The organism is Marinobacter sp. SS5-14b (genome assembly GCF_030541005.1).
Classification (GTDB): domain Bacteria; phylum Pseudomonadota; class Gammaproteobacteria; order Pseudomonadales; family Oleiphilaceae; genus Marinobacter.
The window spans coordinates 412,281-436,815 of record NZ_JASSVM010000001.1 but is presented as its reverse complement, the minus strand read 5'-3'; the positions used below and the strand labels follow the sequence as shown (position 1 = coordinate 436,815).

The window sequence follows — 24,535 nt, the reverse complement described above, 5'->3', positions numbered from 1 at the left end:
TTCGCCACAATTGGACACTTTTGCCCCTGTCACCTTGGTGCATCACTCCGCTAGAATAGGGAGCTTGCGATATCCGGGAACTCTTTCAGACCGTTTGTTAAGGACACCAGCAAACCATGCAGAACAACTTCAAATCCGCCAAGCTCGACAACGTGTGTTATGAAATTCGTGGCGTCGTTTTGCGTGAGGCGCGCCGGCTGGAAGAGGAGGGGCATCGGGTACTCAAGCTGAACATTGGCAATCCGGCCGCCTTCGAACTGGATGTACCGGAAGAGATTCAGCAAGATGTTATCTACAACATGCACCAGGCACAGGGCTATGTAGAGTCCAAGGGGCTTTTTTCAGCCCGCAAGGCCGTTATGCATTACTGCCAACAGCGCGGGATTGCCAAAGTAGACATCGACGACATCTATCTGGGCAATGGCGTGAGCGAGCTGATCGTCATGTCCATGCAGGCGATGCTCAATACCGGCGACGAAGTTCTTATTCCTGCCCCTGACTATCCCCTGTGGACGGCTGCGGTCACCCTGTCCAGCGGTAAGCCCGTGCATTACCGTTGCGATGAGCAGCAGAACTGGTTTCCGGATATCGAAGATATCAAAAAGAAAATCACCCGCCGCACCAAGGCAATTGTCCTGATCAACCCGAACAATCCGACCGGTGCCGTGTACTCCGAAGAGCTGCTGCACCAGGTCATCGAACTGGCCAGAAAGCACAACCTGATCGTGCTGGCCGATGAAATCTACGACAAAATCCTGTATGACGGCACCGTGCATACCTCCATTGCGTCACTCGCCGACGATGTGCTGTTCTTCACCTACAACGGCCTGTCCAAGAACTATCGTGCGGCGGGCTATCGCTCAGGCTGGATGATCATCAGCGGCGCCAAACATCGAGCCAAAGATCTGATTGAAGGCATCGAGATGCTGTCTAACATGCGCCTGTGCGCAAACGTTCCTGCACAGCTGGCGATCCAGACCGCACTGGGCGGCTATCAGTCCATCAATGATCTGGTGGCACCTGGCGGGCGGCTCTATGAGCAACGCGAAACAGCCTGGAGGATGCTCAATGACATCCCGGGGGTCAGCTGCGTGAAACCTCAGGGCGCGCTCTATCTTTTCCCGAAGCTCGACCCGAAACACTTCCCCGTGGTCAACGATGAAAAACTGGTACTGGACCTGTTGCTGCAGGAGAAAATCCTGCTTGTACAGGGTTCCGCCTTTAACATCGACGACAAACAGCACCTTCGGGTGGTGTTCCTGCCGCGGCAGGACACGCTTGCCGATGCCATGGGCAGGCTGGGTAACTTTCTCGAGCACTACCGCCAGTAAACGGAGCTCAGATGGCCGATATTCATGTGGAGGAGTTTTACAAGGACGTTGCCGTAGCACTGGTACAGCTCTATGCGGCCTTTCCCAGGCGCATCAACCTGTTCGTCGAGGACATCGCAGGGCCGGACGATCCGGACGAATTCGGACTGCACAGCAAGCGACACATGGCCTGTTTCGGCGCCCTGCTCTGGCTCGAGGAAGAAGGGCTTTTGCGGTACGTGGATACCATTCGACAGGAAGCGTTGGACCAAGCGGTGCTGTCACGCAACGCGCTCATCCGCTTGAGCTCGCCAGCGCCGCAGGTGCTGGCCAGAAAACTCAAAACACAGAATCACGCTCAGGAACTGCCGCCCTCGGTGCAGCATGACCTGTCCACCTATATTTCCCTTTTACGAGGCGCGCTGAAAAGCGGCAGCTCCAGCCAGATCAGCCTGGCGGTGCAATCGGCATTTTTCACCGATGCAGAACAAAGCGCCATTCATTAAATCAAGTTAACACTCTTGAAGCGATGAACCAGGACCGCATATCAAGGTCAGAAAGCCTACAACCTTCCGGGTAAATTCAGACAGGAAAAAACCATGCGCATTCTGTTGTTTCTGGCCACCAACCTGGCGGTTATTCTGGTTGCGAGCTTCACCCTCCGCCTGCTGGGAGTAGACAGCTACCTGTCCCAACAAGGGATCAACTACAGCTCTTTGCTGATCTTCGCTGCGGTGTTTGGTTTTACGGGTGCCTTTATTTCCCTGCTCATCTCCAAACCCATGGCAAAATGGAGCACCAAAGCCCGGGTCATTGACTCACCCCGCACACCGGCAGAACGCTGGCTGGTGGATACCGTGGCAGAGTTGGCGAACAAAGCAGGCATAGGCATGCCAGAGGTCGCCATTTTCCCTGCCTCGCAGTCCAACGCATTTGCTACGGGATGGAAGAAGAACGATTCGTTGGTTGCCGTCAGTGAGGGCCTGCTGCACAGGTTCAACAAAGATGAAATTCGGGCGGTACTGGGCCATGAGATCGGTCACGTGGCAAACGGCGACATGGTCACACTGACCCTGATTCAGGGCGTGGTAAACACCTTCGTGATTTTTGCATCCCGGGTGATCGGTTCATTTGTCGATCGGGTCGTTTTCAAGAATGAAAATGGCCACGGTATCGGCTTCTTCGTCGTCAGTATCGTTGCTGAGATCGTGCTGGGCATTCTGGCCAGCACGATCGTGTTCTGGTTCTCCCGCCGCCGTGAATTCCGGGCTGATATCGCGGGTGCGCAGCTGGCTGGCCGAGGCGCCATGATTAACGCGCTTGCCCGGTTGAAACAGGAAAGCGAAGTACCGGATCAGATGCCTGACACCCTGCAGGCCTTCGGCATCAATCGTGGTGCCCGGGCAGGCCTCTCAGCACTGTTCATGACTCATCCGCCCCTCGAGGACCGAATTGCAGCGCTCCAGAACGCCAATCTCTGATCTGCCTGCCCAAACACAAGGGGCGCCGAAGCGCCCCTTGTGTTCTCTACCTGCGACCGCTCCCGATCATATCTTCAGCTTGAAACCCATCGCCCGGAAACTGTCCTGCAACGACTTGCTGGTGCCCTTAAGCTGGATTTTCAGGCTGGAGCATTCCCGACGCACCGGGTAGTCACGGCGCAGGCGGTCAAACGCCTCAGCGCGCTCGTCCGGATTACCCTTCATCGCCAGCCTTAGCCGGAGATCATCTCTTCTCGGGTCATAGCAGGCACGAAGCGCAAGCCGTATGGCTTCGTCTTCAACCGCGTTGCTGGTGAACGAAATCTTGCTCAGCGCAGGCTCCGGAAGAAACTGGCCAGCCTTTTTCCGAACAGGGAGTCCCAGAAAACGACACAGCGCCTGATACACCATCTCGGTGCCTTGCACTTTCCCCTCCAGGCTATAACCGGCAATATGGGGGGTGGCAAGCCAGACCTGACCGACCAGCTCGGGGCTTATGCGGGGTTCCTGCTCCCAAACATCCAGCGCCACCAGAGGCGCATCGCCTTGCTCCAAGCGGCGCATCAGAGCGGCGGAGTCGATCACTTCGCCCCGGCCGGCGTTAATCAGCAGTTGTTCCGAGCCCAATTCGGCCAGTTCGTGATCCGAAACCATATGGTAGGTTGCATGGTTTCCTGTACGTGTCAGCGGGGTATGTAACGTTACAACGTCACATCGAAGTGCCTCCAACAAGCTGACGAACACCTCTTCAGAACCCGCTTCAGCTTCTGCCCTGGGCGGGTCACACAACACCACGTCAAAGTCCAGTCGCTCCAGCGCCCTGGCCAGCTCGCTGCCAACATTGCCAGCGCCAACAATGCCAACACTCAGGGTCGACCAGTCCTCAGTCCCACGCTGCTCGGCAAACTGGGAAATAACCGCCAGAACATACTCTGCCACGCTGCTGGCGTTGCAGCCGGGCGCTGCCGAGAAGCCAATACCCTGCTGCTTTAGCCACTCAACATTCACATGGTCTGTGCCGATGGTGGCAGTGCCTACAAAACGCACTTGTGTGCCCGCCAACAGCTCAGGGCCAACCTGGGTCACCGAGCGCACCAGGAGAACATCAGCATCCTCGACCTGGCTGCGACTGAGATTTCGACCGGTTACCCGACGAATCTCACCGATATCGCCAAAAAACGAATCGAGTAGGGGAATATTTTCATCTGCTACGATCAGCATAACCCGCGCTCCATGCCGCCAATCAATTACGCCGAGGGCGCTGGCCACGCCCACCGGAGCTTCGGCCGCCGGAACTGCGGCCTGCCTGGGGCCTGCGACCACCCCGTTTTCGGGTAATCGGCGCGTTGTCCATAGCCACCATCAGATCTTCTTCCGGAATGGCTGTTTTCAGCTTTTGACTGATGTAGGTTTCGATAGCCGGCAGCGCGTAGGCGTCATCTTCACCCGCAAAGCTGACAGAAACCCCGGTTTTTCCAGCACGGCCGGTGCGGCCAATGCGGTGCACGTAGTCTTCAGCATTTTCCGGAAGGTTGTAGTTGAACACGTGGGTTACGCCGTTTACGTGAATTCCCCGGCCCGCTACGTCGGTCGCCACGAGTACCTGAATCTCCCCTTTCTTGAACTGATCCAGGGTTTTCAGGCGTTTATTCTGGGCGATTTCACCCGACATCAGAGACACCTTCACGCCCTGATTTTTCAGATCTTCCTCAAGATCCCGGCACTGGTCCCGACGGTTTGCAAACACAATCGCCTTTTCGACTTCCGGACGCTTCAGGTAGTTCACCAGTACCGGAAGCTTGTCATCGTCTGATACCAGGTACACGGTTTGCTCTACCCGCTCAGCCGTTTTCTGTTCCGGTTCGATTTCCACAAACTCGGCATTCTGTGTCCACATGGACGCCAGGTTCAGCACATCCTGATTGAAAGTAGCGCTAAACAACAAGGTCTGGCGCTCCTCCTTCGGGGTGCACTTACGAATAATGCGTTTTACATCGGGGATGAAGCCCATGTCGAGCATGCGGTCGGCTTCGTCCAGAATAAGAATGTCCAGCTGATCAAGAAACACATCCTGGGAACCCAGGAAATCGATCAACCGGCCAGGGGTTGCCACCAGAATATCCACGATCTCGTTCTGCAGCTGCTCCCGCTGCTTGTCGTAATTCATCCCGCCGACGACCGTCACCACATTGTGGCCGGTATAGCGGCACAGCTGCTCTGCATCCTTGGCAATTTGCATAGCCAGCTCCCGGGTGGGCGCCAGCGCCAGAACCCGTGGCTCAGACGCGAAGCGGTCATCTTCCGGTATCGGCGTTTCGAGCAGAGTCTGAATCGCCGTGATCAGGAAAGCAGCGGTCTTGCCGGTGCCGGTCTGGGCCTGGCCGATAAGATCTTCACAGGCCAGGGTCCAGGGCAGCGTTTCTGCCTGGATGGGTGTACAGAATTCAAAACCGATTTTGGTAATGGCATCGAGCAGGCGCTGGTCCAGATTCAGATCGCTGAAGCGCAAATCGCCAGTATGCTTTGGGTCAGATGTCATAGAGTCTCAGTTGTCCTTGTTTGATCGTGTTCGATACCCGCTCCAGCGATGCGGACCTTGTCGCAGGTCCAGTTATGCACCAGGCGGGCTGAGGTATTGTAGAAGTGCCTGAGGGCGTCAAAGAACTGCTGTGCCCGCTCAGGCAAACCGTATTCGAGATAGTGGGCAGCCTGATGACAGACCTTTTGCCGGAATAATGGCTCGTTCGCTGCACCACTGCCCGCGAGGTTGTCCACGCTGATATGAAATCGGGAGCCCGCTGCCAGTGACAACAGCCATTCGATGGCCTGGGGCTTAACTTCAACGTTTTCGAAGGCCAGCTGCTGCTCAGGTGTGCGCCCGTCAGGACAATACCAGTATCCATAGTCATGCAATGTGCGCCGATCGTCACCCGCTAAGCACCAGTGGGCGATCTCGTGCAAGGCACTGGCAAAAAAACCGTGGGCAAAAACAACCCTGGCAAGCCCGTCAGGCTTGCTTGCTGGAAGGTATTCCGGTTCGTCACTGCCTTTGACCAGGATTGTCCGATAGCTTTCCCGGAACAGGTCATTGAACAGCATGATAAGATCGTCTGGATTGTGATTCATCGGTTAGCTATTGTGCGACTTTACTGCAGGCAATACCAGAGGGAACTTTCCAGCGCCCCCTGTGTCCATTGCCGGCAGAACGACTTCACGCATTTACGACACAGGATATTGAAAGATTCATGACCGCGTTTCCTGTTTTCCGGCACCTCTTTCAGCGCATCCAGCCCGCGCTCCTGATCGCCGCTGCACTATTCAGCATGATCATCCCCGCTACAGCCACCGCTTCCGGAAATTCCTTTTTCGGTTCCGGAAACAGCGACTTTCTGCCCGTTGATGAAGCTTTGCCGTTCAACTACACCACTGACACCGGCGCCGTGGTACTGACCTGGAACATTGCACCCGAGCACTACCTGTATAAAAGTCGCATCCGAGTGACCGCCGTCACTGAAGGCGTCAGCGTTGGTGAGCCGGAGTTTTCTCTGGCCGGCACTGTCACCGATGATGAGTTTTTCGGTGAAATGACGGTGTTTTTTGACCCTGTAAGCGCCAGAGTCCCCGTCTCCCTGCCTGCCGGTGTGTCCGAAGCAGAGCTTCAGGTGAGTTATCAGGGCTGCGCTAAAGCCGGCTTGTGCTACCCCCCTCAAACCAGAGATGTACTGTACTATCCAGGCAAAGGTGGCGCCCCAGGCAAAGATGGCTCCGGAACAGCTGACAGCGTTACGGCCGACCGTGCTGGCACAGCCGGGACCAGTGATGACAGCACCTCCAGCGCGACCGGGCTCGCCGGCTTCTTGTCCAGCCAGTCTATATGGATGATTGCCTCAGTGTTTTTTTTGCTCGGCCTGGGGCTGACATTTACCCCCTGCGTATTGCCTATGGTGCCGATTATTTCCAGCATGGTGTCCGGCCACAATACCCGTACGACAGGCCATGCCCTGGTGCTAGCCAGCAGCTATGTACTGGGCATGGCGATAACCTATGCGGCCGCGGGTGTTATTACCGGTTTACTTGGCGCCAGCTTTAACCTCCAGGCCCAGCTTCAGTCTCCCTGGGTTCTGGGCATTTTTGCCACCCTGTTTGTGGTATTTGCCCTGTCGATGTTTGACCTGTTCGAAATTCAGTTACCGAGATTTATACGAGAGCCCCTGAACGATGCCAGCCACCGCATGACGGGTACTCGCGTACTTGGAATTTTCGGCATTGGCGCCCTGTCTGCACTGATCGTCTCACCTTGCGTCTCAGCACCTCTGGCGGGCAGCCTTCTCTATATTTCCACCACTCAGGACGCAGTGATCGGCGGCGTCGCCCTGCTCGCTCTTGGCCTGGGAATGGGCGTTCCACTGATCCTTGTAGCCGTGGGAGGGCGCAAGCTCTTGCCAACCTCCGGTCACTGGATGACAGCGGTCAAACACTTCTATGGCGTGATGCTACTGGCGGTCGCCATATGGCTGGTCGAGCGCCTGATACCGGCCTGGACGAGCCTGATGCTTTGGGGCATCTTGATTGCCATAACCGGCGTTCAACTCGGCGCCTTCGACTCAGCCCGTGCCGGATGGGAGCGCACCCGTAAAGGTCTGGGACTGGTCATGTTTGCTTATGGTCTCGCTCTGTTGGCCGGCGCCGTCAGTGGTGCCAACGACCCACTGCGACCGCTGGCACCGTTCGCAGTATCGGCTGGCACGCTTGAGAACAGTTCCCCGAGCCACGCTGCCTTCCAGAGAGTGGAAGACCCTGCGCAGATTCGGGCCCTGTTGGCCAGCGCCCGGGCATCACAGAAGCCGGTCATGCTCGACTTTTACGCTGACTGGTGCATCTCCTGCAAGGTCATGGAACGAAACGTTTTCAATCAACCAGAGGTCATCCAGGCACTTGGGCGCCATACCCTGCTACAGATCGATATGACCGATAACACACCTGAACAACAAGCCTTGTTGAACGAACTTGGGCTGTTCGGGCCACCCGCCATCCTGTTCTATGAAACCAACGGTGCAGAGTTGCCGGGTGCCAGAGTACTGGGCGAAATGGACAAGCAGGCGTTCCTTGCTCATCTGAGCAAACTTCCGCAAGACACCTGATGCCGATCAAGCCTCACAACGCTTGATCAGGTAGAAATATTCGCCACCCTGTTCGCCGTGCTCAAGCAGTTCATGCCCGAGAAACTGGCAAAAACGTGGAATATCCCGGGTAGTTGACGGATCGGTGGCCAGCACCTTCAAGACTTGCCCCACCTGAACGTCGTTAATCCCGGTGTGCAGCATCATGACCGGTTCCGGACAGAACAGCCCCCGGGTATCCAGTTCCGCATGAAAAAACAGATCTGCCAAGTGTGACCTCCTCGAAGCCTCGTGATTTTCAGAATTCGGTGCTAAATTATTGTTTATAGCAACGAAAATACAGGGAGATTTACATGATCCGGGTTTTAATTGAACGCCATATCGCCGAAACCCTCGAAACAGCCTACGAAGATCGCGCCCGAAAGGTGTTGCAGCAGGCGGTCAGCACACCCGGGTTTATTTCGGGCGAAACACTGGTGGATAGTCACGACCCCAACCACCGTATCACTCTGGCAAACTGGCGCTCCGAATTGGACTGGGATCGCTGGTTCCACTCACCGGAGCGACAGGAACTGATGGCAGAACTGACCCCCATGATGGACCGCGATGAAGTGATCACCGTGCTCCAACAAAGCGCCATGCCCTGAGCGGATCAGTCCAGCCGCTCGATAAAACACGTGATCTCTTCCCGGTCATGATAGAGGTGGCGGGCCCGCAGTACGTAGTTAAGGCCCGCCTCATCCAGCCCCCGGGTAATAATTTCCCGGCAGGCAAGCCATTCCTCGTAACGTTTTTTCATCGGTAGTTTGAGGTTAAACACCGTATAGCGGCATAGCTTTCCGCCCACCCAGTCCACCGCAAGGCGCGCCGTTCGCCTCGGTTTATCAATAATGTCACAGACCATCCAGTCGACAGCCCGTTTTGGCCGCCAGTTGTAACCATCCGCTTCAACGTGCTCAACATGGCCAGTGGCCATCAGCTCGGCGCTCATCGGGCCGTTATCGACCGCAGTTACCATCATACCCTGCTGTACCAGCTGCCAGGTCCAGCCCCCAGGCGCCGCGCCGAGATCAACCGCTTTTTTTCCGCCGCCCAGATAGTCCAGCCAACGCTCCTTCGGCAGAAAGACTTTCCATGCCTCTTCCAGCTTCAATGCCGAACGGCTCGGGGCCGCCGGGGACAGGCGCAAGCGCAGAATCCCGTCCGCAAACGGGGACCGATTCTCTGTCAGACTGTAACCAACCACCGCGGTCCCGAAATCGTTCAGAAGAATTTCCAATCTTGCTGTCGCACGGCCACCGGCGTCTGGCTTCAACAAGCCGGCATCCCGCAGCCCGCGAGAAAGTGGTGCAACCCACTTCCGGGCAAAATTACCAAGATCCTTGTCCTGGTTGGTTTCGGGCAAGCGAACCTCGAGCCGGGCACAACGATCGCCGCGCCAGTCTTGATCGTTCAGAAAGCTGACCATTGCGCCAACCCGATCTTTCGCGGGCAACTCGCAGTCCCCGACAATGGCAAACCAGTCTCTGACAAACACCAGCTCTGCCAGTGGCAGCCGAGACATAAGATCCTCTGCCGTTTCGACACCACCGAGGGTAAAGCGTACCTGGCCCGTATCGCGCGATGGCTGGAAGTATCCGAAAACCCCTCTGGCTGCAGCCTGATCTGTTAACTCCTGACCCGCTTCCGTCTCAAAGCCAGGCCTGCACATAAGCATAATCTGTTGCATTATTCACCTTTACCTTCAACCACTGCCGGGATTCTGACGCACCGACAGGCATGAAACTTGAACCTGTTTAACAACAGAATTTGTTAACTATGGCTACACTTTACGCTTCAATTCAAACGGACGTTTTTAATGGTGCTCCGAATCCGGAATCTGCTCCTGACCAGCTTGCTTGCGATGGCCGGCCTTGCCCTGGCCGCCCCCGCTTATGCAACAGAGCAATGCCCGGTCCTGGATGCGAATAACCCCGGCGCGCGAAAAACCATCAACAATCACTTGTGTTATTCCATAACGCAGCCAGGGGAACCGGCCCATTTCGCCTCAACGCCTGAAGAACTGCCGGAGGATATCAGCTGGCGCCCAGCGGCAGGACACGATCTGGTTTTCAGCCACACAGAGTCGAACTATTGGATCAAACTCCGGGTCCGGAACGGAAGTCCCCAGCAGGATTTCTGGTACCTGAAACTGCACTACCCACTGCTGGATGAAGTGACCTTCTGGCAGAAATCCGGTGCAGACGGGTTCGTAGATGCCGCACCGCCTTTGGCCACGGGGGATCTTCAACCCTTCGCCAGCCGGGGCATAGATTACCGTTATTACCTGCTTCCCGTCACATTGGAGGCGCAGGAAACACGCACTATTTTTCTCCGCATCCACAGCAGTGGCGCGCTCAACGTTCCACTGGGGCTGATGACACCGGCTGAGGTGGTGGCAGAAAGCAACCACCTGACTCTGGTGCACGGACTGTTTTACGGTGCGCTTTTGATTCTGGCGGCGTTCAACCTGCTGCTGTTTGTCAGCTCCGGCACTCGCTACTACTTTCACAATGCGTTCTACACCACTGCCATGGCCATGTTCCTTTTTGCCATGGGAGGCTTTGCCAACCAATATTTCTGGCCAGACAGCTCCGAGCTGGCAAACCTGTCTATACCGCTACTGTTAACCATCTCGCCATTGGCGATGACGCTTTTTGGCTGGTCTTTTCTGGAAGTCCCCAAAGGTACAACGTCTGCCGCCGCACTGAGGGCCCTGGCATGGTCGGCGGTAGGCCTGTTTGCTCTGACCTTTGTTCTGCCTTACACCAAATCTATCCTGATCAATACCGCATTGACCCTGATCGTGATTGTGGTGCTCTCGGTGATTGCCTCCATCCGATGGCGCCAGGGCTATCAGGCCGCCTTTTGGTACCTCGCCGCCTGGATGGTGATGGTTGTCGGAGCATTGATTTACGCGTCCGCTGCGTTCGGCTACCTGGGCGATTACCAGGCGAGAGAAGTCATGATGCAAGCCGCGGTTGGCGCTCAAGTGGTCCTGCTGAACTACGCCATGGTGCAGCGTTGGCGCCTGCTGAATCAGAAGTTGCTGGATGTTGAGCACCAGGCACGAACCGAGCTGGAATTGAAGGTACACGAACGCACATCGCAACTGCGCAACACCATGCGGGAGCTTGAGCAGGCCAACCGCAAACTGGAATCCCTGAGCCTGAATGACGCGCTCACTGGCCTGCAAAACAGAAGGCATATGGACAACCTCTTGCCCGAACTGTGCCGGGAGACAAGAAGAACCGGCCAGGCATTGACCCTGGCTCTGATTGATGCCGACCACTTCAAGCGCATCAACGACACCTGGGGCCATGACTTCGGCGACCATTGTCTGCGATTGATCGCGGATATTCTCGGGCGCCACGTGAAGCGCCCACGAGATGTCGCGATCCGGTTTGGTGGCGAGGAGTTTGCCCTGCTCTTGCCCGGGACCGACCGTGATGGTGCCGCCCGCCTGTGTCAAAACATACTCGGAGATATTCGTGGCACCACCATTACCGCACCGAACCATGAGAAAATAACGATCACACTCAGTGCCGGGTTAGCAGAGCTGGTCGCAGGCGAGGAGCCTCAGGACCTGTTCAGACGGGCAGATGAGGCTCTCTATCAGTCCAAGTCCGCAGGCAGGGACACCATCACCTGCGCAAAGCCGCTTCCTGAGCTGCCGACTTCCTCGTCCACAAACTGACGTGTTGCAACCGCGGCCATTCTGATCAAGTCGCTCTGATTCAGGGCGTGGCGCGCCGGAGTACGAAAATCATGATCTCCGCCATCCAGCCAGTGAATGCGGGTTACACCATCAATTGCACCGTGCGCCTGTAACTCTTCGAGCTTACCAAAGGGGTCCCGGGTACCCTGTACAATCAATAACGGCGACGTGACTGAGGACAAGTGGCTTGTACGCCAGCGGTCTGGCTTGCCCGGCGGGTGAAATGGATAGCCAAAACAGACAACGCCATCGACGCCCGGCACGCCCTCACTGGCCAGAACCGAGGCCATTCGACCACCCATGGATTTACCCCCAATAATCAAGCGGCAATGTGAGCCAACCTCAGCGCGAACGCTGTCCAGTTCAGCGCGGAATGACTCAAGCAGGACTGACGGCTTGTCCGGCAGACGCTTCTTACCATCCTCCCGCCGCTTTTCCATATACGGAAACTCGAACCGCACACAGGCCACACCCTGCCGATCCAGTTCAGCCACCAGGGACTCCATAAAGGAAGAGTCCATCGGTGCACCCGCGCCATGGGCCAGAATCAGCACCCTTTCGGGGTTGTTGCTATAACTTTTGGTCGTAATTCTGATCACAACATTCACCTCCGCCCTGTCAGGCGGTATCATTGGCCACCGCGAGAAAACCTTCAAGGCCCTTTTGCAATGCGGAAACTCAGCTCCAACTCCCTGTCCAGACTGCCGATTCCGGCGGATTTGACGGATGTCAGGAGTTGACCTGAATCATTGCAAAGGGTTTATGCTTTCTCCATACTTGCGGCCGCATATTTCCCCATCCTGAACCCATTGGTAAGGCTATGAGCACAGTAAATGCAAACCTGACATACAACTACAAGGTGGTGAGACAATTCGCCATCATGACAGTGGTGTGGGGTATTGTTGGCATGGCTCTGGGTGTGCTGATTGCAGCACAGCTGGTTTGGCCATCCCTCAACCTCGACCTGCCCTTCACCCACTTCGGCCGCCTGCGGCCGCTGCATACCAACGCCGTCATCTTCGGCTTTGGCGGTAGTGCCCTGTTTGCCACCGCATACTATGTAGTTCAGCGGACCTGCCAGGCCCGTCTGATCTCCGATGGTCTGGCGGCATTCACGTTCTGGGGCTGGCAGGCCATCATTGTCGCCGCAGCCATCACCCTGCCGATGGGCCTTACCTCATCCAAAGAATACGCCGAACTGGAGTGGCCGATTGATATCGCCATTGCCGTGGTCTGGGTAAGCTACGCCCTGGTCTTCTTTGGCACCGTCATGAAGCGCAGCACTCCCCACATCTACGTGGCGAACTGGTTCTATGGCGCGTTCATCATTACCGTTGCGGTCCTCCACATCGGTAACAACCTGGCGCTGCCCGCAACGGCTTTCAAGTCCTACTCCGCCTACGCGGGTGTGACAGACGCCATGATGCAGTGGTGGTACGGCCATAACGCTGTAGGCTTCTTCCTGACCGCCGGCTTCCTGGGCATGATGTACTATTTCGTTCCCAAACAGGCCGATCGTCCGGTTTACTCCTACCGCCTGTCTATCGTGCACTTCTGGGCACTGATCGCCACCTACGTATGGGCCGGTGGTCACCACCTGCACTACTCAGCACTTCCTGACTGGGCACAGACTGCGGGCATGGTTATGTCCCTGATCCTGCTGGCGCCCTCCTGGGGTGGCATGATCAACGGCATGATGACCCTGTCTGGCGCCTGGCACAAGCTGCGCACTGACCCGATCCTGCGCTTCCTGGTGGTATCCCTGTCCTTCTACGGCATGTCTACCTTTGAAGGCCCGATGATGTCCATCAAGACGGTAAACGCCCTGTCTCACAACACTGACTGGACCATCGGCCACGTGCACTCCGGTGCTCTGGGCTGGGTTGCCATGATCAGTATCGGCGCGATCTACCACCTGATTCCGAAGCTGTGGGGCCTCAAGGCAATGTACAGCACCTCACTGATTAACGTTCACTTCTGGCTGGCTACCGTGGGCACCGTGCTCTACATCGCCGCCATGTGGGTAAACGGCATTATGCAGGGCCTGATGTGGCGCGCGGTTAACGAGGACGGCACATTGACCTACAGCTTTGTGGAATCACTGGAAGCCTCTTATCCGGGCTACTTCGTCCGCTTCATCGGTGGCGTCATCTTCCTGAGCGGCATGCTGATCATGGCCTACAACGTATACATGACTGTGCGCCAGAAAGAAGCGGCTGCCCAGGATCAAGCGGCAACTCAGGCGGCCTAAGGGAGAGACCAGATGAAACACGAAATAGTCGAAAAAAACCTGGGCCTGATGATCGTACTGATTGTACTGACCATCAGTGGTGGCTTTCTCGCCGAAGTTGTTCCGTTGTTCTTCCACAAAGAAGTGAACGAGCCGATCGAAGGCCTTGAGCCGCTGTCTGCACTGGAACTGGAAGGCCGTGACATCTACATTCGCGAAGGTTGTCACGTTTGCCACACTCAGCAGATCCGTCCGTTCCGTGCGGAAACCGAGCGCTATGGCCACTACTCCGTTGCGGGCGAGTTCGTTTACGACCGCCCGTTCCTGTGGGGCTCCAAGCGTACCGGGCCTGACCTCGCCCGTGTCGGTGGTCGTTACTCGGATGCCTGGCAGCGCCAGCACCTGTACGACCCGCGCAGCGTGGTGCCTGAATCCAACATGCCGGCTTTCCCCTGGCTGTTCGAGGATCGCGTAGACCATACGGCCACCGCAGCAAAAATGAAGACACTCCAGACTCTGGGCGTGCCTTACACTGACGAGCAAATCGCCAGTGCTGCGGAGAAGGTTAACGGTAAATTTGAGATCGAAGCACTGGTCACGTACCTGCAACAGCTCGGTACCGTGATTTCAGAGAAACGGTGATCCAATGGATATCAATGAGTTACGCGGAGTTCACACACTTCTGGTAATGGCAGCGTTCTTTGGCATCGTCTGGTGGGCGTACAGCGCTCACCGCAAGAAAGCCAACGACGAGGCAGCACACCTGCCCTTCGACGATGACGAAGTGGAAAAGCGTACGCTCGAACAGGAAAAAACGGAGAAGAAACAATGAGTACCTTCTGGAGCGTCTGGGTCAGCGTGATCGTGCTCGGTACTGTGTTCGGCTGCTGGTGGCTGCTTTGGGCCACCCGTAAAAGCCAGACCACCGACACCGAAACTGACCGTACAATGGGCCACTCTTTCGATGGCATCGAAGAGTATGACAACCCCCTGCCCAAGTGGTGGTTCTACCTGTTCATCGGAACCTGTATTTTTGCCCTCGGTTACCTGGCTCTGTATCCGGGCCTTGGTAACTTTAAAGGCCTTCTGGGCTGGACTTCCACCAATCAATGGGAGGCCGAGGTTCAGGTTGCTGAAGAAAAATACGGCGAAATTTACGCCCAGTTCGGTAAAACCGAGATTCCGGAACTGGCCCAGAACCAGGATGCCATGAAAATTGGTCAGCGCCTGTTCGCCAACAACTGCTCTGTGTGCCATGGCACCGCCGCTCGTGGCCAGGTTGGCTTTCCCAACCTGACCGACAACGACTGGCTGTGGGGCGGATCTCCGGATCAGATCCTGCACAGCATTGCGATTGGCCGTGAGGGTGCCATGCCAGCAAAAGGTGTGATGCCAAACATGAGCAACGAGCAGGTCGACCAGGTGGTCAACTATGTTCTGAGCTTCAGCGGTCGTGAAAAAGATGCGGATGCCGCCAAGGCCGGCGCAGAAGTTTTCGCGCAAGGCTGCCAGGCATGCCATGGTGCTGATGGAACCGGTATGGAGGCCATGGGCGCTCCTAACCTGACCGACAATACCTGGCTGTACGGTTCCACCTACGAGTGGATCAAAGAAACCGTCGTCAACGGTCGTCAGAACAAGATGCCTGCTCAGCAGGGCCGTCTGACTGATGACCAGATTCAGATTCTGGCAGCTTACGTTTACAGCTTGTCAAACTGAGTCAGACCCGGCCGGGGTAACCCGGCCCGGTCTTTTCAACCCTGTATCTGCCGTGCGCGGGTACAGGCTTGAAAAGATCTGCAGACCCTCCGAGGCCCGCCCCCAGCTTTATCATTTACCGGGAGGTACCCATGAGCAATGAGATTCCTGTTAAACAGGTTGACCCGACCCCCGATCCTTCCGATAAAAAGAACAAGACCGAAACTGTGGACCTGTATGCCAGCCGGCAAAAGATCTATGTGAAAGAGGTCAAAGGATTTTTCCAGAAAATTCGTAACGTCAGCCTGATGGCGCTGATGGGCATGTACTTTCTGTTCGCGTGGCTCACCCTCGATGGCCAGCCGCTGATCCACTTTGACCTGCCCGCGCGGGAATTCCACCTGTACGGCGCGACGTTCTACCCGAAAGATTTCTTCCTGCTGTCGGCCATGCTGATCATCTCCGCATTCGGCCTGTTCTTCATCACGACATTGTTTGGCCGGGTCTGGTGTGGTTATACCTGCCCGCAAACGGTCTGGACCTTTATCTTCATGTGGATAGAGGAAAAGGTGGAAGGCAGCCGCAACAAGCGAATGAAACTGGACAAGAGCCCCACTTCCTCCGAAAAGCTGGCCAAAAAATCCATCAAACACGCCCTCTGGCTGTTTGTGGCACTGGCCACCGGGGTCACGTTTGTTGGTTACTTCTACCCTATACGCGAGCTGATTGTTGACCTGTTCACTCTTCAGGCCAATGGCTGGGCCTATTTCTGGGTGGCCTTCTTCACCGTCGCGACCTACCTCAATGCCGGCTGGATGCGTGAGCAGGTGTGCCTGTATATGTGCCCATACGCCCGTTTCCAATCGGTGATGTTTGACCCCAACACTCGCGTTGTATCGTACGACCCGAATCGCGGTGAGCCCCGGGGCAACCGCAAGAAAGGTGTAGCCCCTACCGAACTGGGCCTGGGCGACTGCATCGACTGCGAGCAGTGTGTTCAGGTGTGCCCCACCGGTATCGATATCCGCGACGGTCTGCAATACGAATGTATTGGCTGCGCGCTGTGCATCGACGCCTGTGATGAGATCATGGACAAAATGGACTATCCCAGAGGCCTGATTCGATACACCACCGAGAACGAGTTGGAAGGCAAAACCTCCAAGCTTTTGCGGCCGAGGACCTTCGGCTATGGCGCCGTACTGGCCCTGATGATTGGCGCTGTGGTATTTATCATCGCGACCCGCGTACCCGCCCAAATGGACGTCTTGCGTGACCGGGGCGCTCTGTTCAACTTCAATGGCGAAGGCCGGGTAGAAAACTCGTTTACTGTGAAGATCCAGAACATGTCCGAAGTGCCACAAACCTTCGAGCTTTCTGTCGAGGGCCTGGAAGGCATCCGTATCCTCACAACCACCAACGTGACGGTGACCAGCGGTGAAAACCTGGCTCTGCCCACAGTGGTTGATGTACCACCGGAATCCCTGTCGTCATCCAACAGTACAATCCGTTTCCACGCAGAGTCCCAAACCGATCCTTCTCTGTTGCTGGAAACTGAAAGCCGGTTTGTCGGTCCAAGGCCACGGTAATCGTGGCTCAAGCCGGACATTCACTCAAAAATTCGAGACTGCAAAGCAATGACCGATAACACCGCTGTATCTCCCTGGTACCGCCAGCCCTGGTTCTGGTTCCTGACCATTTTCCCGCTGGCCGCCATTATGTGGGGCGTGACAACACTGATTGTCTCCTCAAGCCTGGACAACTCCATGGTCAGCGACGACTACTCCAAGGAAGGTCGTGGTATCAACATGGCGATTGCCAGAGACCAGAAAGCAGCAGACATGCAGATTGCCGGCAGCCTGGAGTTCGTGGGGCGCAAAGCCCAGCTGACTCTGGATACCCGGGACGGCCCTGCCGACTTCCCCTACCTCATTCTGAACCTGTACCATCCGACACTGGATGACCGGGACCGGGTTGTGCAGTTCCAGCGCATCGCGGCAGGCCAGTATTCCGGAAACATCCTCGAGGACCTTGACGGCCGCTGGTACTACGATCTCCAGGGCCCAGACAACGACTGGCGTGTTAAAGGCGAGCTCTGGTTACCGGCTGAGGATGCGATCGCTATCGAATCCAAGGGTGCCGAGCAAGGGTGACCGCCCTGGACTGCTTCCACTGCGGTGAACCAGCGGAGGGTGACCCACCGATTACCCTGGAACTCGAGGGCGAGCAACGGCGCTTCTGCTGCCAGGGCTGCAAAGCCGTATGTCAGACCATCCACCAGGAAGGCCTGACCGGTTTTTACGATATCCGCACGAAGGCGGCTGTCACGCCCAGAGAACTCACTCCGTCTGAACTTCTTCGCATTCGTGAGCTGGACCATCCCCTGGTTCAGCAATCGTTTGTCGCGCCGGTCAAGGCCGGCCAGGAAGCACAACTCTTGATTGGCGGCATCACCTGCGCCGCATGCATCTGGCTGCTTGAAAACCACCTGAAACAGAAGCCGGGAGTGCATAGCTTCACCGTGAATCACACCACCCAGCGCGCACGCTTGATCTGGTCGCCAGATCAGACCTCGCTGAGTGACCTGCTGATTGCCATCCATGAACTGGGGTATACCGCCCGCCCCTATCAGGCTGATGCCGCCGAGCAAGCCCTCAAGGCCGAGCACCGCTCCATGCTGATTCGTCTGGCGGTAGCCGGCATCGGATCCTTCCAGAGCATGATGCTGGCGTTTCCGTTGTACTTTGAACTGATCAGCGACCTTTCAACAGAATTCGTCAGCTTTTTCAGATGGTTTGGTCTGCTGGTTGCCACCCCCGTGGTGCTCTATAGCGCCCGACCGTTTTTCCGCAACGCCCGTAGAGATCTCCAGTCCCGGCACTTGACCATGGATGTACCTGTGGCCATTGCCATCGGCCTGGCCTATGGCGCCAGCGCCTGGGTAACGGTATTCGGCGGCGAAGAAGTGTATTTTGAATCGGTCTGTATGTTTACCTTTTTCCTGTTGCTGGGCCGCTATATCGAAGTACAGGCGCGCTACCGGGCGGGGTTGACCGGCAATGCTCTGGCGGGCTTTCAGCCGGCTGTTGCGGCACTGGTGACAGACGGTGAGGCCGAGATCGTACCGGCTCACCAGATACGTACCGGCGACATCATTCGAGTTCGTCCGGGCGAGACCCTGCCGGCAGATGGCGAGATTGTCTCCGGGGCATCCACCCTTAACGAAGCTGCCTTGACCGGTGAGTATCTGCCCGAAACACGGGGCCCCGGAGACACCGTTCACGCTGGCAGCATCAACGGGGAAAATCCGCTGGATATAAGCGTGACCCGAGCCGGCGCTCAAACACGGCTTTCCGGCATTCTGCGAGTGCTTGACCGGGTTCAGGCCGAAAAACCACCGGTGGCCCGCATGGCGGACCTGATTGCCGGCAAGTTTGTCGGCCGGGTGCTGATTCTGGCACCGGTGGTTTGGATTGGCTGGTGGCTCGCCGGCGCCGACAACGCGTTTGATATTACCCTGTCGGTGCTGGTGGTGACTTGCCCCTGTGCGTTATCACTGGCAACCCCGACAGCGATTACCTCAGCGACGGTCCGGCTCAGAAAACTCGGTTTTCTGCCCACCCGCGGCCACACCCTTGAATCCATGAACACCATCAACACGGTGGTGTTCGATAAAACCGGCACCCTGACCCGCGGCGAACTCAGCCTCACTGGCCACCAGATCTCCGGAAACCTCGATGCAGCCACCTGCCTGAAGATTGCCGCAGGGCTGGAAAAACAGTCAGAGCACCCGATTGCCAAAGTCTTCCATGGCATGCCGTCGGTGCCGATAACCCACGTAACCAATCACCTTGGTGGCGGCTTGTCTGGTCAATTCAATGGCCAGCCGGTGTTTATCGGGCACAAGGCCTTCGTTGCCGGGCACACCAGCGCCTGCGAACCCGAGGGCGAGCCAACCGCCGGCATGGAAATCTGGCTGGCCACAGCGGATCAGTGGCTCGCGAGCTTTCAGCTGGACGACCAGGTCCGCGATGACGCCCTGGACGCCGTCCAGGCACTCCAAGGCATGGGCATTCAGACCATTCTGCTCAGTGGCGATCGCTCGGGGCATGTGCAGCAGATTGCCAAACAACTGGGCATTACCCAGGCCATTGGCGAAGCCTCGCCAGAGCGCAAACTGGAGGTTCTGGACGAACTCCGCAGTCAGGGGCAGCGGGTCATGATGGTCGGCGACGGGTTGAACGATCTGCCGTCGATGGCAGGCGCGGGCATTTCGGTTGCCATGGGAACCGCCGCAGATCTGACCCAATTGAAAGCCGATGCCGTCCTGTTGAACGGGCAGCTATTCCAGCTCGTTGCCGCATTGAACACCAGCCAGCAAACCCGCCGAATTATCCGTCAGAACATGATTTGGGCGTTCGGCTATAATCTGTGCGCACTGCCTCTGGCTGCAGCAGGCCTGGTGGCGCCCTGGCTTGCGGCTATCGGCATGTCGGCAAGCTCGCTGATTGTGGTACTCAATGCCCTGCGCCTGAGCAGATCGTCAACAACCACTATTGGCTCATCCGAACCCGCCTGATACCGTACCGACAAACCACCGTTCTTATTGGAGTCAGCAATGCAAGTCGTCCTGTTTCTGGTTCCCCTGATGCTTATTCTGGTGGCTTTGGGCATCCTTCTGTTCTCCTGGGCCGTCAAAAACGGCCAATATGACGATCTGGAGGGCCCTGCTCACCGCATTCTGTACGACGATGACAAGGACATGATCCCCAAGGAAGCCCGCCCCGACCAATACGAGGCCAGGAACGAACCCGTCGAGGAAGATGAAAACCAACCGGACAGCAAGCGCTGATCGCCCGAATGCAACCTGAACTGTATCTGAGCTACTCGAGCGCGTTTTTAATCGGTCTGCTTGGCAGCACTCACTGCCTGGGCATGTGCGGCGGCATCAGTGCGTCTTTATCGATGGCGCTGCCGGTTGGCCGAGGCTTCAGGCTGCGGCAAACACTGTTGTTGCTGGCATTCAATTTCGGGCGTATCGGCAGTTATGCGCTGATTGCGGCGATCATTGCGCTGCTTAGCACCCGGGCTGCAGGCCAGTGGCAGTGGGCAGGTTTGCTGTTAATGACAGTAGCTGGTGTGCTACTCATCCTCATGGGACTGTCCATGGGACAGTGGTGGCAGGGAATTCGCTTTGTAGAGCGGGCTGGCGCACCGGTATGGCAAGCGTTATCGCCACTCACCAAACGTTTTCTTCCGGTCAATAACGCGGGGCAGGCTTTGGCTCTCGGGGCGCTCTGGGGCTGGCTGCCCTGCGGGCTGGTTTATAGCACCCTGGGCTGGGCTGCCCTTCAGCCAACCGTTCCCAGCGCTGCGCTGACTATGTTCTTCTTCGGCCTGGGCACCCTGCCCTCGATGCTCGCGACGGGCTATGCGGCCCAGTGGATCCGTGGCCTGAAGAGCAACCGCAGCGTCCGGAAAATCAGTGGTGTGTTGCTGATACTGTTCGGGCTGTGGACGCTGCCGTTACAGGCACTGCTGCACGCCTGAAGCCTCAGAGGTTCAATACATCCAACCTGCCAAAACTCTGCTCTGGCTCGACACTCTGCACCACCGCCTGGCGCTTTCCGCCCAACCGCTTGCCTTCTTTAAAGTCATACAGGTTGGGGTCTGCAAGGTGAGACGGCTCGACATTGCACAAGGCACGGAACATGGTTTCCAGGCGGCCGGGGTGTTGTTTGTCCCAGTGCTGAAACATGTCTTTGATCACCTGCCGCTGAAGATTTTCCTGGGAGCCGCACAGATTGCATGGAATGATCGGGAATTCCCGGAGTTCGGCATAACGGGCAATGTCTTTTTCTCGGCTAAAAGCCAGCGGGCGAATAACCGTATTCCGACCATCGTCACTGTGCAGAACCGGCGGCATGGATTTCAACTTGCCACCATAGAACATGTTCAGGAACAGGGTTTCAAGCAGGTCATCCCGGTGATGGCCCAAGGCAATTTTTGTCACACCGTGAGCTTCCGCAAAGTTGTAGAGAATTCCTCTGCGCAGACGGGAACACAATCCACAGGTAGTCTTCCCTTCCGGCACTTTTTCCTTAACAATGCTGTAGGTGTCCTTCTCGATGATGTGATACTCAATACCGAGGGACTCAAGGTAGGCAGGAAGAATTTCTTCCGGGAAGCCCGGCTGCTTCTGATCAAGGTTCACGGCAATCAGCTCGAAATCTACCGGCGCACTTTTCTGCAAATTCAGCAGAATATCCAGCATCGCGTAGGAGTCTTTGCCACCGGACAGACAGCACATAACCTTGTCCCCGGCTTCAATCATCGAGAATTCGGCAATCGCCTGCCCCACCTCTCGGCGCAGACGTTTCTGCAGTTTGTTCTGCTCCAGTTTCTGGCGGCGCTCCTGCTCGGAAGCGGTCAGCTGTTCAGGCTTGGCGGTCATTGCTTGGGACATCGAATTAAGCTCACAGGGTAAGTGAGCGCGCAATTATACGCGCCACAAACATTGAGGGACAGGATAGCAACATGGATATGTTGAATTTGAGCCAGGAAACTACCGGTAAGCGCGCACTCAACCGCATTCGCAACCGCAAAGCCATCCTCAAGGCGGCCAAAGACTGCTTTCAGGAACACGGCTACGACAACACCACCATCCGGGATATTGTTCGCCGTACCGGACTGGCCGCAGGCACCTTCTACAACTATTTTTCGAGCAAGCAGGATATTTTTGCTGCCTTACTGGCAGACTTCCTGACCGCGCTCAACGATGACATGAGTGAACACCGCCGCTCGGCATTGTCCACCAGAGAGTTCATCCACTCGGCCTATTATGCGCTCTACAGCGCGACGGCCAGGGATCCTGTGGTCTATGAGCTTGCCCACCAGAATCAGCGCGCCCTCCGAAATCTTTTTGGCGCTGACATGCTCGGGCTGACGATGCTCTCGCTGGAACAGGATGTTCGCACCGCCATGACAAAGGGCCTGTTGCCCGCAGTCGATCCGGATTACTTATGTGCCGCTTTTTTCGGCGTGGCCTACGACATGAGCATGCTGGTCGCCCGAAAAGCTCGCAAATCGCCGACAGACATGAACGATGAGGCCCTGAAGGCCGCTGATTTTTCCACCACACTGTTCCTCGGCGGACTGCCAGCCCTGGAGTCACTTTCAAGCAAAAGCTGACTGGCTTACCATGGTGCCATGACAACACCACTGAACAATCACGAGCCAACGGACACCGACACGCATCAGCTGCGGTGGCTGGAACAGCAGGTCGAGCACCTTCTGGTCGCAGTGGAACACGAACTGCGGTCTGCCGGCCCGCTCGGGCTCAGCGAGCTGGCGCTAATCAAGGCCCTGCAGAGCGACCGGTGGGGTCTGATCGGCGCCGTAGACTTCCTGAACACCGAGCGACTCTATCCGGTTCACTTTCTGCTATTCCACACACTCTACCGGCTCAGAGATCAGCTCCTGCCAGGGGGTGAAGGTATTGATCTGTCCCCGATGCGGCTGACCCTTACTCGAACTGACGACCCTGCGCGTCAATCACTGCCCGGCCGAGAGGATGAGCTCAGAGCTTTTTATCTGGACCTGACCCAGTACTTCATGTCGGGTTCCGCCATCAGCGATATGATGGACGACTTCTGGGCCGGCAGCATCCGGCAGAAACCGGACAGTGTCGCGACCTCTTCGGCCGCTGACACACTGGGCTTTGACGCTTTGCCTCCGCATTTTACCGCCGTCAAACAACGGTTCCGGAAGCTGGTCATGAAAGCCCATCCGGATCGCGGTGGAAGCACGGCAGAGGTGCAGAACCTTAACGAAGCGTTTGCCGTACTCAAGGCCCATTACACGTAAACACCCGCTCTAAACAAACCGTCAATCGGAAGCTCCTGGTCATGACGAACTTCAGAAATCTGATGTCCATATCGGCTTTATCCATCCTGCTGATTACAGCGCCAGCGGCCCACGCCGACCTGGTTGTGCTGCAATACCATCACGTTGATGACAGCACGCCTCAGGCAACCAGCACTTCCCGTTCACTGTTCGAAGCACAGCTTCAGATGATTTCCGAGCTTGGACTGAACGTTATCCCCCTCGGAGAGGGCACCCGGCAAGCCCTTTCCACAGAAGACAACACCGACAACCAGGTAGCCATCAGCTTCGATGACGCCTACGAGTCGGTCTACAGCTTCGCCGCCCCGGTACTCGAACGCTACGATATGCCCTACACAATCTTCGTCAACACCAACTCTGTCGGTGCGCGGGGGTATATGAGTTGGCAGCAGTTACAGGAGCTGGCCAACAACAAGCAGGTAACGATCGCCAACCACAGCTCTGATCATGCCCATCTGGCAAGAAAAAAAGGCGAATCGGAACAAGCATGGAGCCAACGGGTGGACCGCAGTCTGGACGATGCACACACCGCGCTGAAAAAACGGATGGGGTCGAGCGAACCTCTATTCGCTTACCCTTATGGCGAGTACGACGAAGGCGTGGAGAAAAAGCTGGAACAAAGAGGCTGGTATGGTTTCGGCCAACAGTCGGGCGCTATTGGGCGCTATTCTCACCACACCCGGCTGCCCCGTTTTCCAATGGCCAATGCCTATGGGCAACTGGGCAGCCTGAAAGACAAACTCCTCAGCAAGGCGTTTCCGGTCAGTGCCATCGAACTTCCGGATGGTGTGGTAACCCGGAATCCGCCCATCCTGGAGTTTACACTGGGCGACCAGCTTTCACCGGATCGCCTGACCTGCTTTGCCTCGGGGCTGGGTCGTATCGACTTCACAACGACTGGAAACACGGTAACCGTTCAGGCCCCCAAAGCATTGTCGGGCAGAAGGTTCCGCTACAACTGCACACACCCTGCCGGGGATGGCCGATTTTACTGGCTGTCTCAGCAGTGGTTAAATCTGGACGCTCCCGAGGATTAA

The 24,535-nt window shown here is 56.7% G+C and carries 25 protein-coding genes; 18 read left to right on the top strand and 7 right to left on the bottom strand.

All coding sequences use genetic code 11. The features are described 5' to 3' along the window. The first annotated feature begins 116 nt into the window (after positions 1–116). The 3 genes from QPL95_RS01980 to htpX all read left to right on the top strand — a co-directional run bounded on the left by QPL95_RS01980 (position 117) and on the right by htpX (position 2,791). Positions 117–1,331 carry a pyridoxal phosphate-dependent aminotransferase gene (locus QPL95_RS01980; RefSeq protein WP_303289331.1) on the top strand — a complete coding sequence of 405 codons (1,215 nt, stop codon included), beginning with the start codon at positions 117–119 and terminating at the stop codon, positions 1,329–1,331. A gap of 11 nt (positions 1,332–1,342) precedes the next feature. Further along, a complete protein-coding gene (locus tag QPL95_RS01975; RefSeq protein WP_303289330.1) occupies positions 1,343–1,816 on the top strand; it encodes a hypothetical protein in 474 nt (157 codons plus the stop codon). 93 nt (positions 1,817–1,909) lie between these two features. Next, the gene (gene htpX, locus QPL95_RS01970; RefSeq protein WP_303289329.1) at positions 1,910–2,791 is read left to right on the top strand and encodes a protease HtpX; all 882 of its coding nucleotides are present in this window, start codon (positions 1,910–1,912) and stop codon (positions 2,789–2,791) included. Between the two features lie 66 nt (positions 2,792–2,857). On the opposite strand, the gene pdxB is transcribed toward htpX, so the two are convergent. Genes pdxB through QPL95_RS01955 form a run of 3 tightly spaced genes read right to left on the bottom strand, consistent with a single transcriptional unit; the run spans position 2,858 to position 5,890 of the window. Beyond that, complete coding sequence (gene pdxB / locus QPL95_RS01965) at positions 2,858–4,012, bottom strand: 4-phosphoerythronate dehydrogenase PdxB (RefSeq protein WP_303289328.1); 1,155 nt, start codon at positions 4,010–4,012, stop codon at positions 2,858–2,860. A 22-nt stretch (positions 4,013–4,034) separates the two neighbouring features. Beyond that, a complete protein-coding gene (locus QPL95_RS01960) occupies positions 4,035–5,330 on the bottom strand; it encodes a DEAD/DEAH box helicase (protein WP_303289327.1) in 1,296 nt (431 codons plus the stop codon). Continuing rightward, complete coding sequence (locus tag QPL95_RS01955) at positions 5,327–5,890, bottom strand: elongation factor P hydroxylase (RefSeq protein WP_303289326.1); 564 nt, start codon at positions 5,888–5,890, stop codon at positions 5,327–5,329. Before QPL95_RS01955 ends, QPL95_RS01960 begins: the two co-directional genes overlap by 4 nt. 146 nt (positions 5,891–6,036) lie before the next feature. Here QPL95_RS01955 and dsbD point away from each other — a divergent pair, with 146 nt between their 5' ends. After that, positions 6,037–7,932 (top strand): protein-disulfide reductase DsbD, encoded by a 1,896-nt coding sequence (gene dsbD / locus QPL95_RS01950; RefSeq protein ID WP_303289325.1) that lies wholly within the window; start codon positions 6,037–6,039, stop codon positions 7,930–7,932. Between the two features lie 6 nt (positions 7,933–7,938). On the opposite strand, the gene tusA is transcribed toward dsbD, so the two are convergent. Continuing rightward, positions 7,939–8,181, bottom strand: coding sequence for a sulfurtransferase TusA (tusA, locus tag QPL95_RS01945; protein WP_303289324.1), 243 nt, complete (start codon positions 8,179–8,181; stop codon positions 7,939–7,941). A gap of 83 nt (positions 8,182–8,264) precedes the next feature. Between tusA and QPL95_RS01940 the strand changes: the two genes are divergently transcribed. After that, on the top strand, positions 8,265–8,558 hold the full coding sequence (locus QPL95_RS01940) for an antibiotic biosynthesis monooxygenase (protein WP_303289323.1): 294 nt from the start codon (positions 8,265–8,267) through the stop codon (positions 8,556–8,558). A gap of 5 nt (positions 8,559–8,563) precedes the next feature. Here QPL95_RS01940 and rlmM read toward each other — a convergent pair whose 3' ends face one another. Continuing rightward, complete coding sequence (gene rlmM / locus QPL95_RS01935) at positions 8,564–9,640, bottom strand: 23S rRNA (cytidine(2498)-2'-O)-methyltransferase RlmM (protein ID WP_303289322.1); 1,077 nt, start codon at positions 9,638–9,640, stop codon at positions 8,564–8,566. Positions 9,641–9,769: 129 nt separating this feature from the next. Between rlmM and QPL95_RS01930 the strand changes: the two genes are divergently transcribed. Continuing rightward, positions 9,770–11,647, top strand: coding sequence for a diguanylate cyclase (locus QPL95_RS01930; protein ID WP_303289321.1), 1,878 nt, complete (start codon positions 9,770–9,772; stop codon positions 11,645–11,647). Here the strand turns inward: QPL95_RS01930 and QPL95_RS01925 are convergent. Further along, the gene (locus tag QPL95_RS01925) at positions 11,566–12,267 is read right to left on the bottom strand and encodes an alpha/beta family hydrolase (RefSeq protein WP_303289320.1); all 702 of its coding nucleotides are present in this window, start codon (positions 12,265–12,267) and stop codon (positions 11,566–11,568) included. The two genes, QPL95_RS01930 and QPL95_RS01925, sit on opposite strands and share 82 nt — an antisense overlap. Before the next feature lie 221 nt (positions 12,268–12,488). On the opposite strand from QPL95_RS01925, the gene ccoN reads away from it, so the two are divergent. The 9 genes from ccoN to QPL95_RS01880 all read left to right on the top strand — a co-directional run bounded on the left by ccoN (position 12,489) and on the right by QPL95_RS01880 (position 21,143). Further along, on the top strand, positions 12,489–13,919 hold the full coding sequence (ccoN, locus tag QPL95_RS01920) for a cytochrome-c oxidase, cbb3-type subunit I (protein WP_303289319.1): 1,431 nt from the start codon (positions 12,489–12,491) through the stop codon (positions 13,917–13,919). 12 nt (positions 13,920–13,931) lie between these two features. Further along, positions 13,932–14,540: a cytochrome-c oxidase, cbb3-type subunit II gene (gene ccoO, locus QPL95_RS01915; protein ID WP_303289318.1), complete on the top strand. Its 609-nt coding sequence runs from the start codon at positions 13,932–13,934 to the stop codon at positions 14,538–14,540. Positions 14,541–14,544: 4 nt separating this feature from the next. After that, a complete protein-coding gene (locus tag QPL95_RS01910) occupies positions 14,545–14,730 on the top strand; it encodes a cbb3-type cytochrome c oxidase subunit 3 (protein WP_303289317.1) in 186 nt (61 codons plus the stop codon). Beyond that, the gene (gene ccoP / locus QPL95_RS01905) at positions 14,727–15,617 is read left to right on the top strand and encodes a cytochrome-c oxidase, cbb3-type subunit III (RefSeq protein ID WP_303289316.1); all 891 of its coding nucleotides are present in this window, start codon (positions 14,727–14,729) and stop codon (positions 15,615–15,617) included. Before QPL95_RS01910 ends, ccoP begins: the two co-directional genes overlap by 4 nt. A 131-nt stretch (positions 15,618–15,748) precedes the next feature. Beyond that, positions 15,749–17,182 carry a cytochrome c oxidase accessory protein CcoG gene (gene ccoG / locus QPL95_RS01900; protein ID WP_303289315.1) on the top strand — a complete coding sequence of 478 codons (1,434 nt, stop codon included), beginning with the start codon at positions 15,749–15,751 and terminating at the stop codon, positions 17,180–17,182. 48 nt (positions 17,183–17,230) lie between these two features. Then, positions 17,231–17,746 carry a FixH family protein gene (locus QPL95_RS01895; protein ID WP_303289314.1) on the top strand — a complete coding sequence of 172 codons (516 nt, stop codon included), beginning with the start codon at positions 17,231–17,233 and terminating at the stop codon, positions 17,744–17,746. Beyond that, on the top strand, positions 17,743–20,172 hold the full coding sequence (locus QPL95_RS01890) for a heavy metal translocating P-type ATPase (RefSeq protein WP_303289313.1): 2,430 nt from the start codon (positions 17,743–17,745) through the stop codon (positions 20,170–20,172). The genes QPL95_RS01895 and QPL95_RS01890 overlap by 4 nt, the downstream gene beginning before the upstream one ends. Positions 20,173–20,211: 39 nt before the next feature. Beyond that, positions 20,212–20,445, top strand: a complete 234-nt coding sequence (ccoS, locus tag QPL95_RS01885; protein WP_303289312.1) for a cbb3-type cytochrome oxidase assembly protein CcoS — start codon at positions 20,212–20,214, stop codon at positions 20,443–20,445. A gap of 8 nt (positions 20,446–20,453) precedes the next feature. Further along, positions 20,454–21,143 (top strand): sulfite exporter TauE/SafE family protein, encoded by a 690-nt coding sequence (locus tag QPL95_RS01880; protein WP_303289311.1) that lies wholly within the window; start codon positions 20,454–20,456, stop codon positions 21,141–21,143. A gap of 4 nt (positions 21,144–21,147) precedes the next feature. On the opposite strand, the gene ttcA is transcribed toward QPL95_RS01880, so the two are convergent. Then, entirely contained in the window at positions 21,148–22,047 is a 900-nt protein-coding gene (gene ttcA / locus QPL95_RS01875) for a tRNA 2-thiocytidine(32) synthetase TtcA (RefSeq protein ID WP_303289719.1), read from the bottom strand. A gap of 83 nt (positions 22,048–22,130) precedes the next feature. Here ttcA and QPL95_RS01870 point away from each other — a divergent pair, with 83 nt between their 5' ends. The 3 genes from QPL95_RS01870 to QPL95_RS01860 are packed head-to-tail and all read left to right on the top strand — an operon-like array spanning position 22,131 to position 24,535. Continuing rightward, complete coding sequence (locus tag QPL95_RS01870; RefSeq protein WP_303289310.1) at positions 22,131–22,784, top strand: TetR/AcrR family transcriptional regulator; 654 nt, start codon at positions 22,131–22,133, stop codon at positions 22,782–22,784. 18 nt (positions 22,785–22,802) lie between these two features. After that, positions 22,803–23,459 carry a DNA-J related domain-containing protein gene (locus QPL95_RS01865; RefSeq protein WP_303289309.1) on the top strand — a complete coding sequence of 219 codons (657 nt, stop codon included), beginning with the start codon at positions 22,803–22,805 and terminating at the stop codon, positions 23,457–23,459. A 41-nt stretch (positions 23,460–23,500) separates the two neighbouring features. Further along, positions 23,501–24,535, top strand: a complete 1,035-nt coding sequence (locus QPL95_RS01860) for a polysaccharide deacetylase family protein (RefSeq protein WP_303289308.1) — start codon at positions 23,501–23,503, stop codon at positions 24,533–24,535.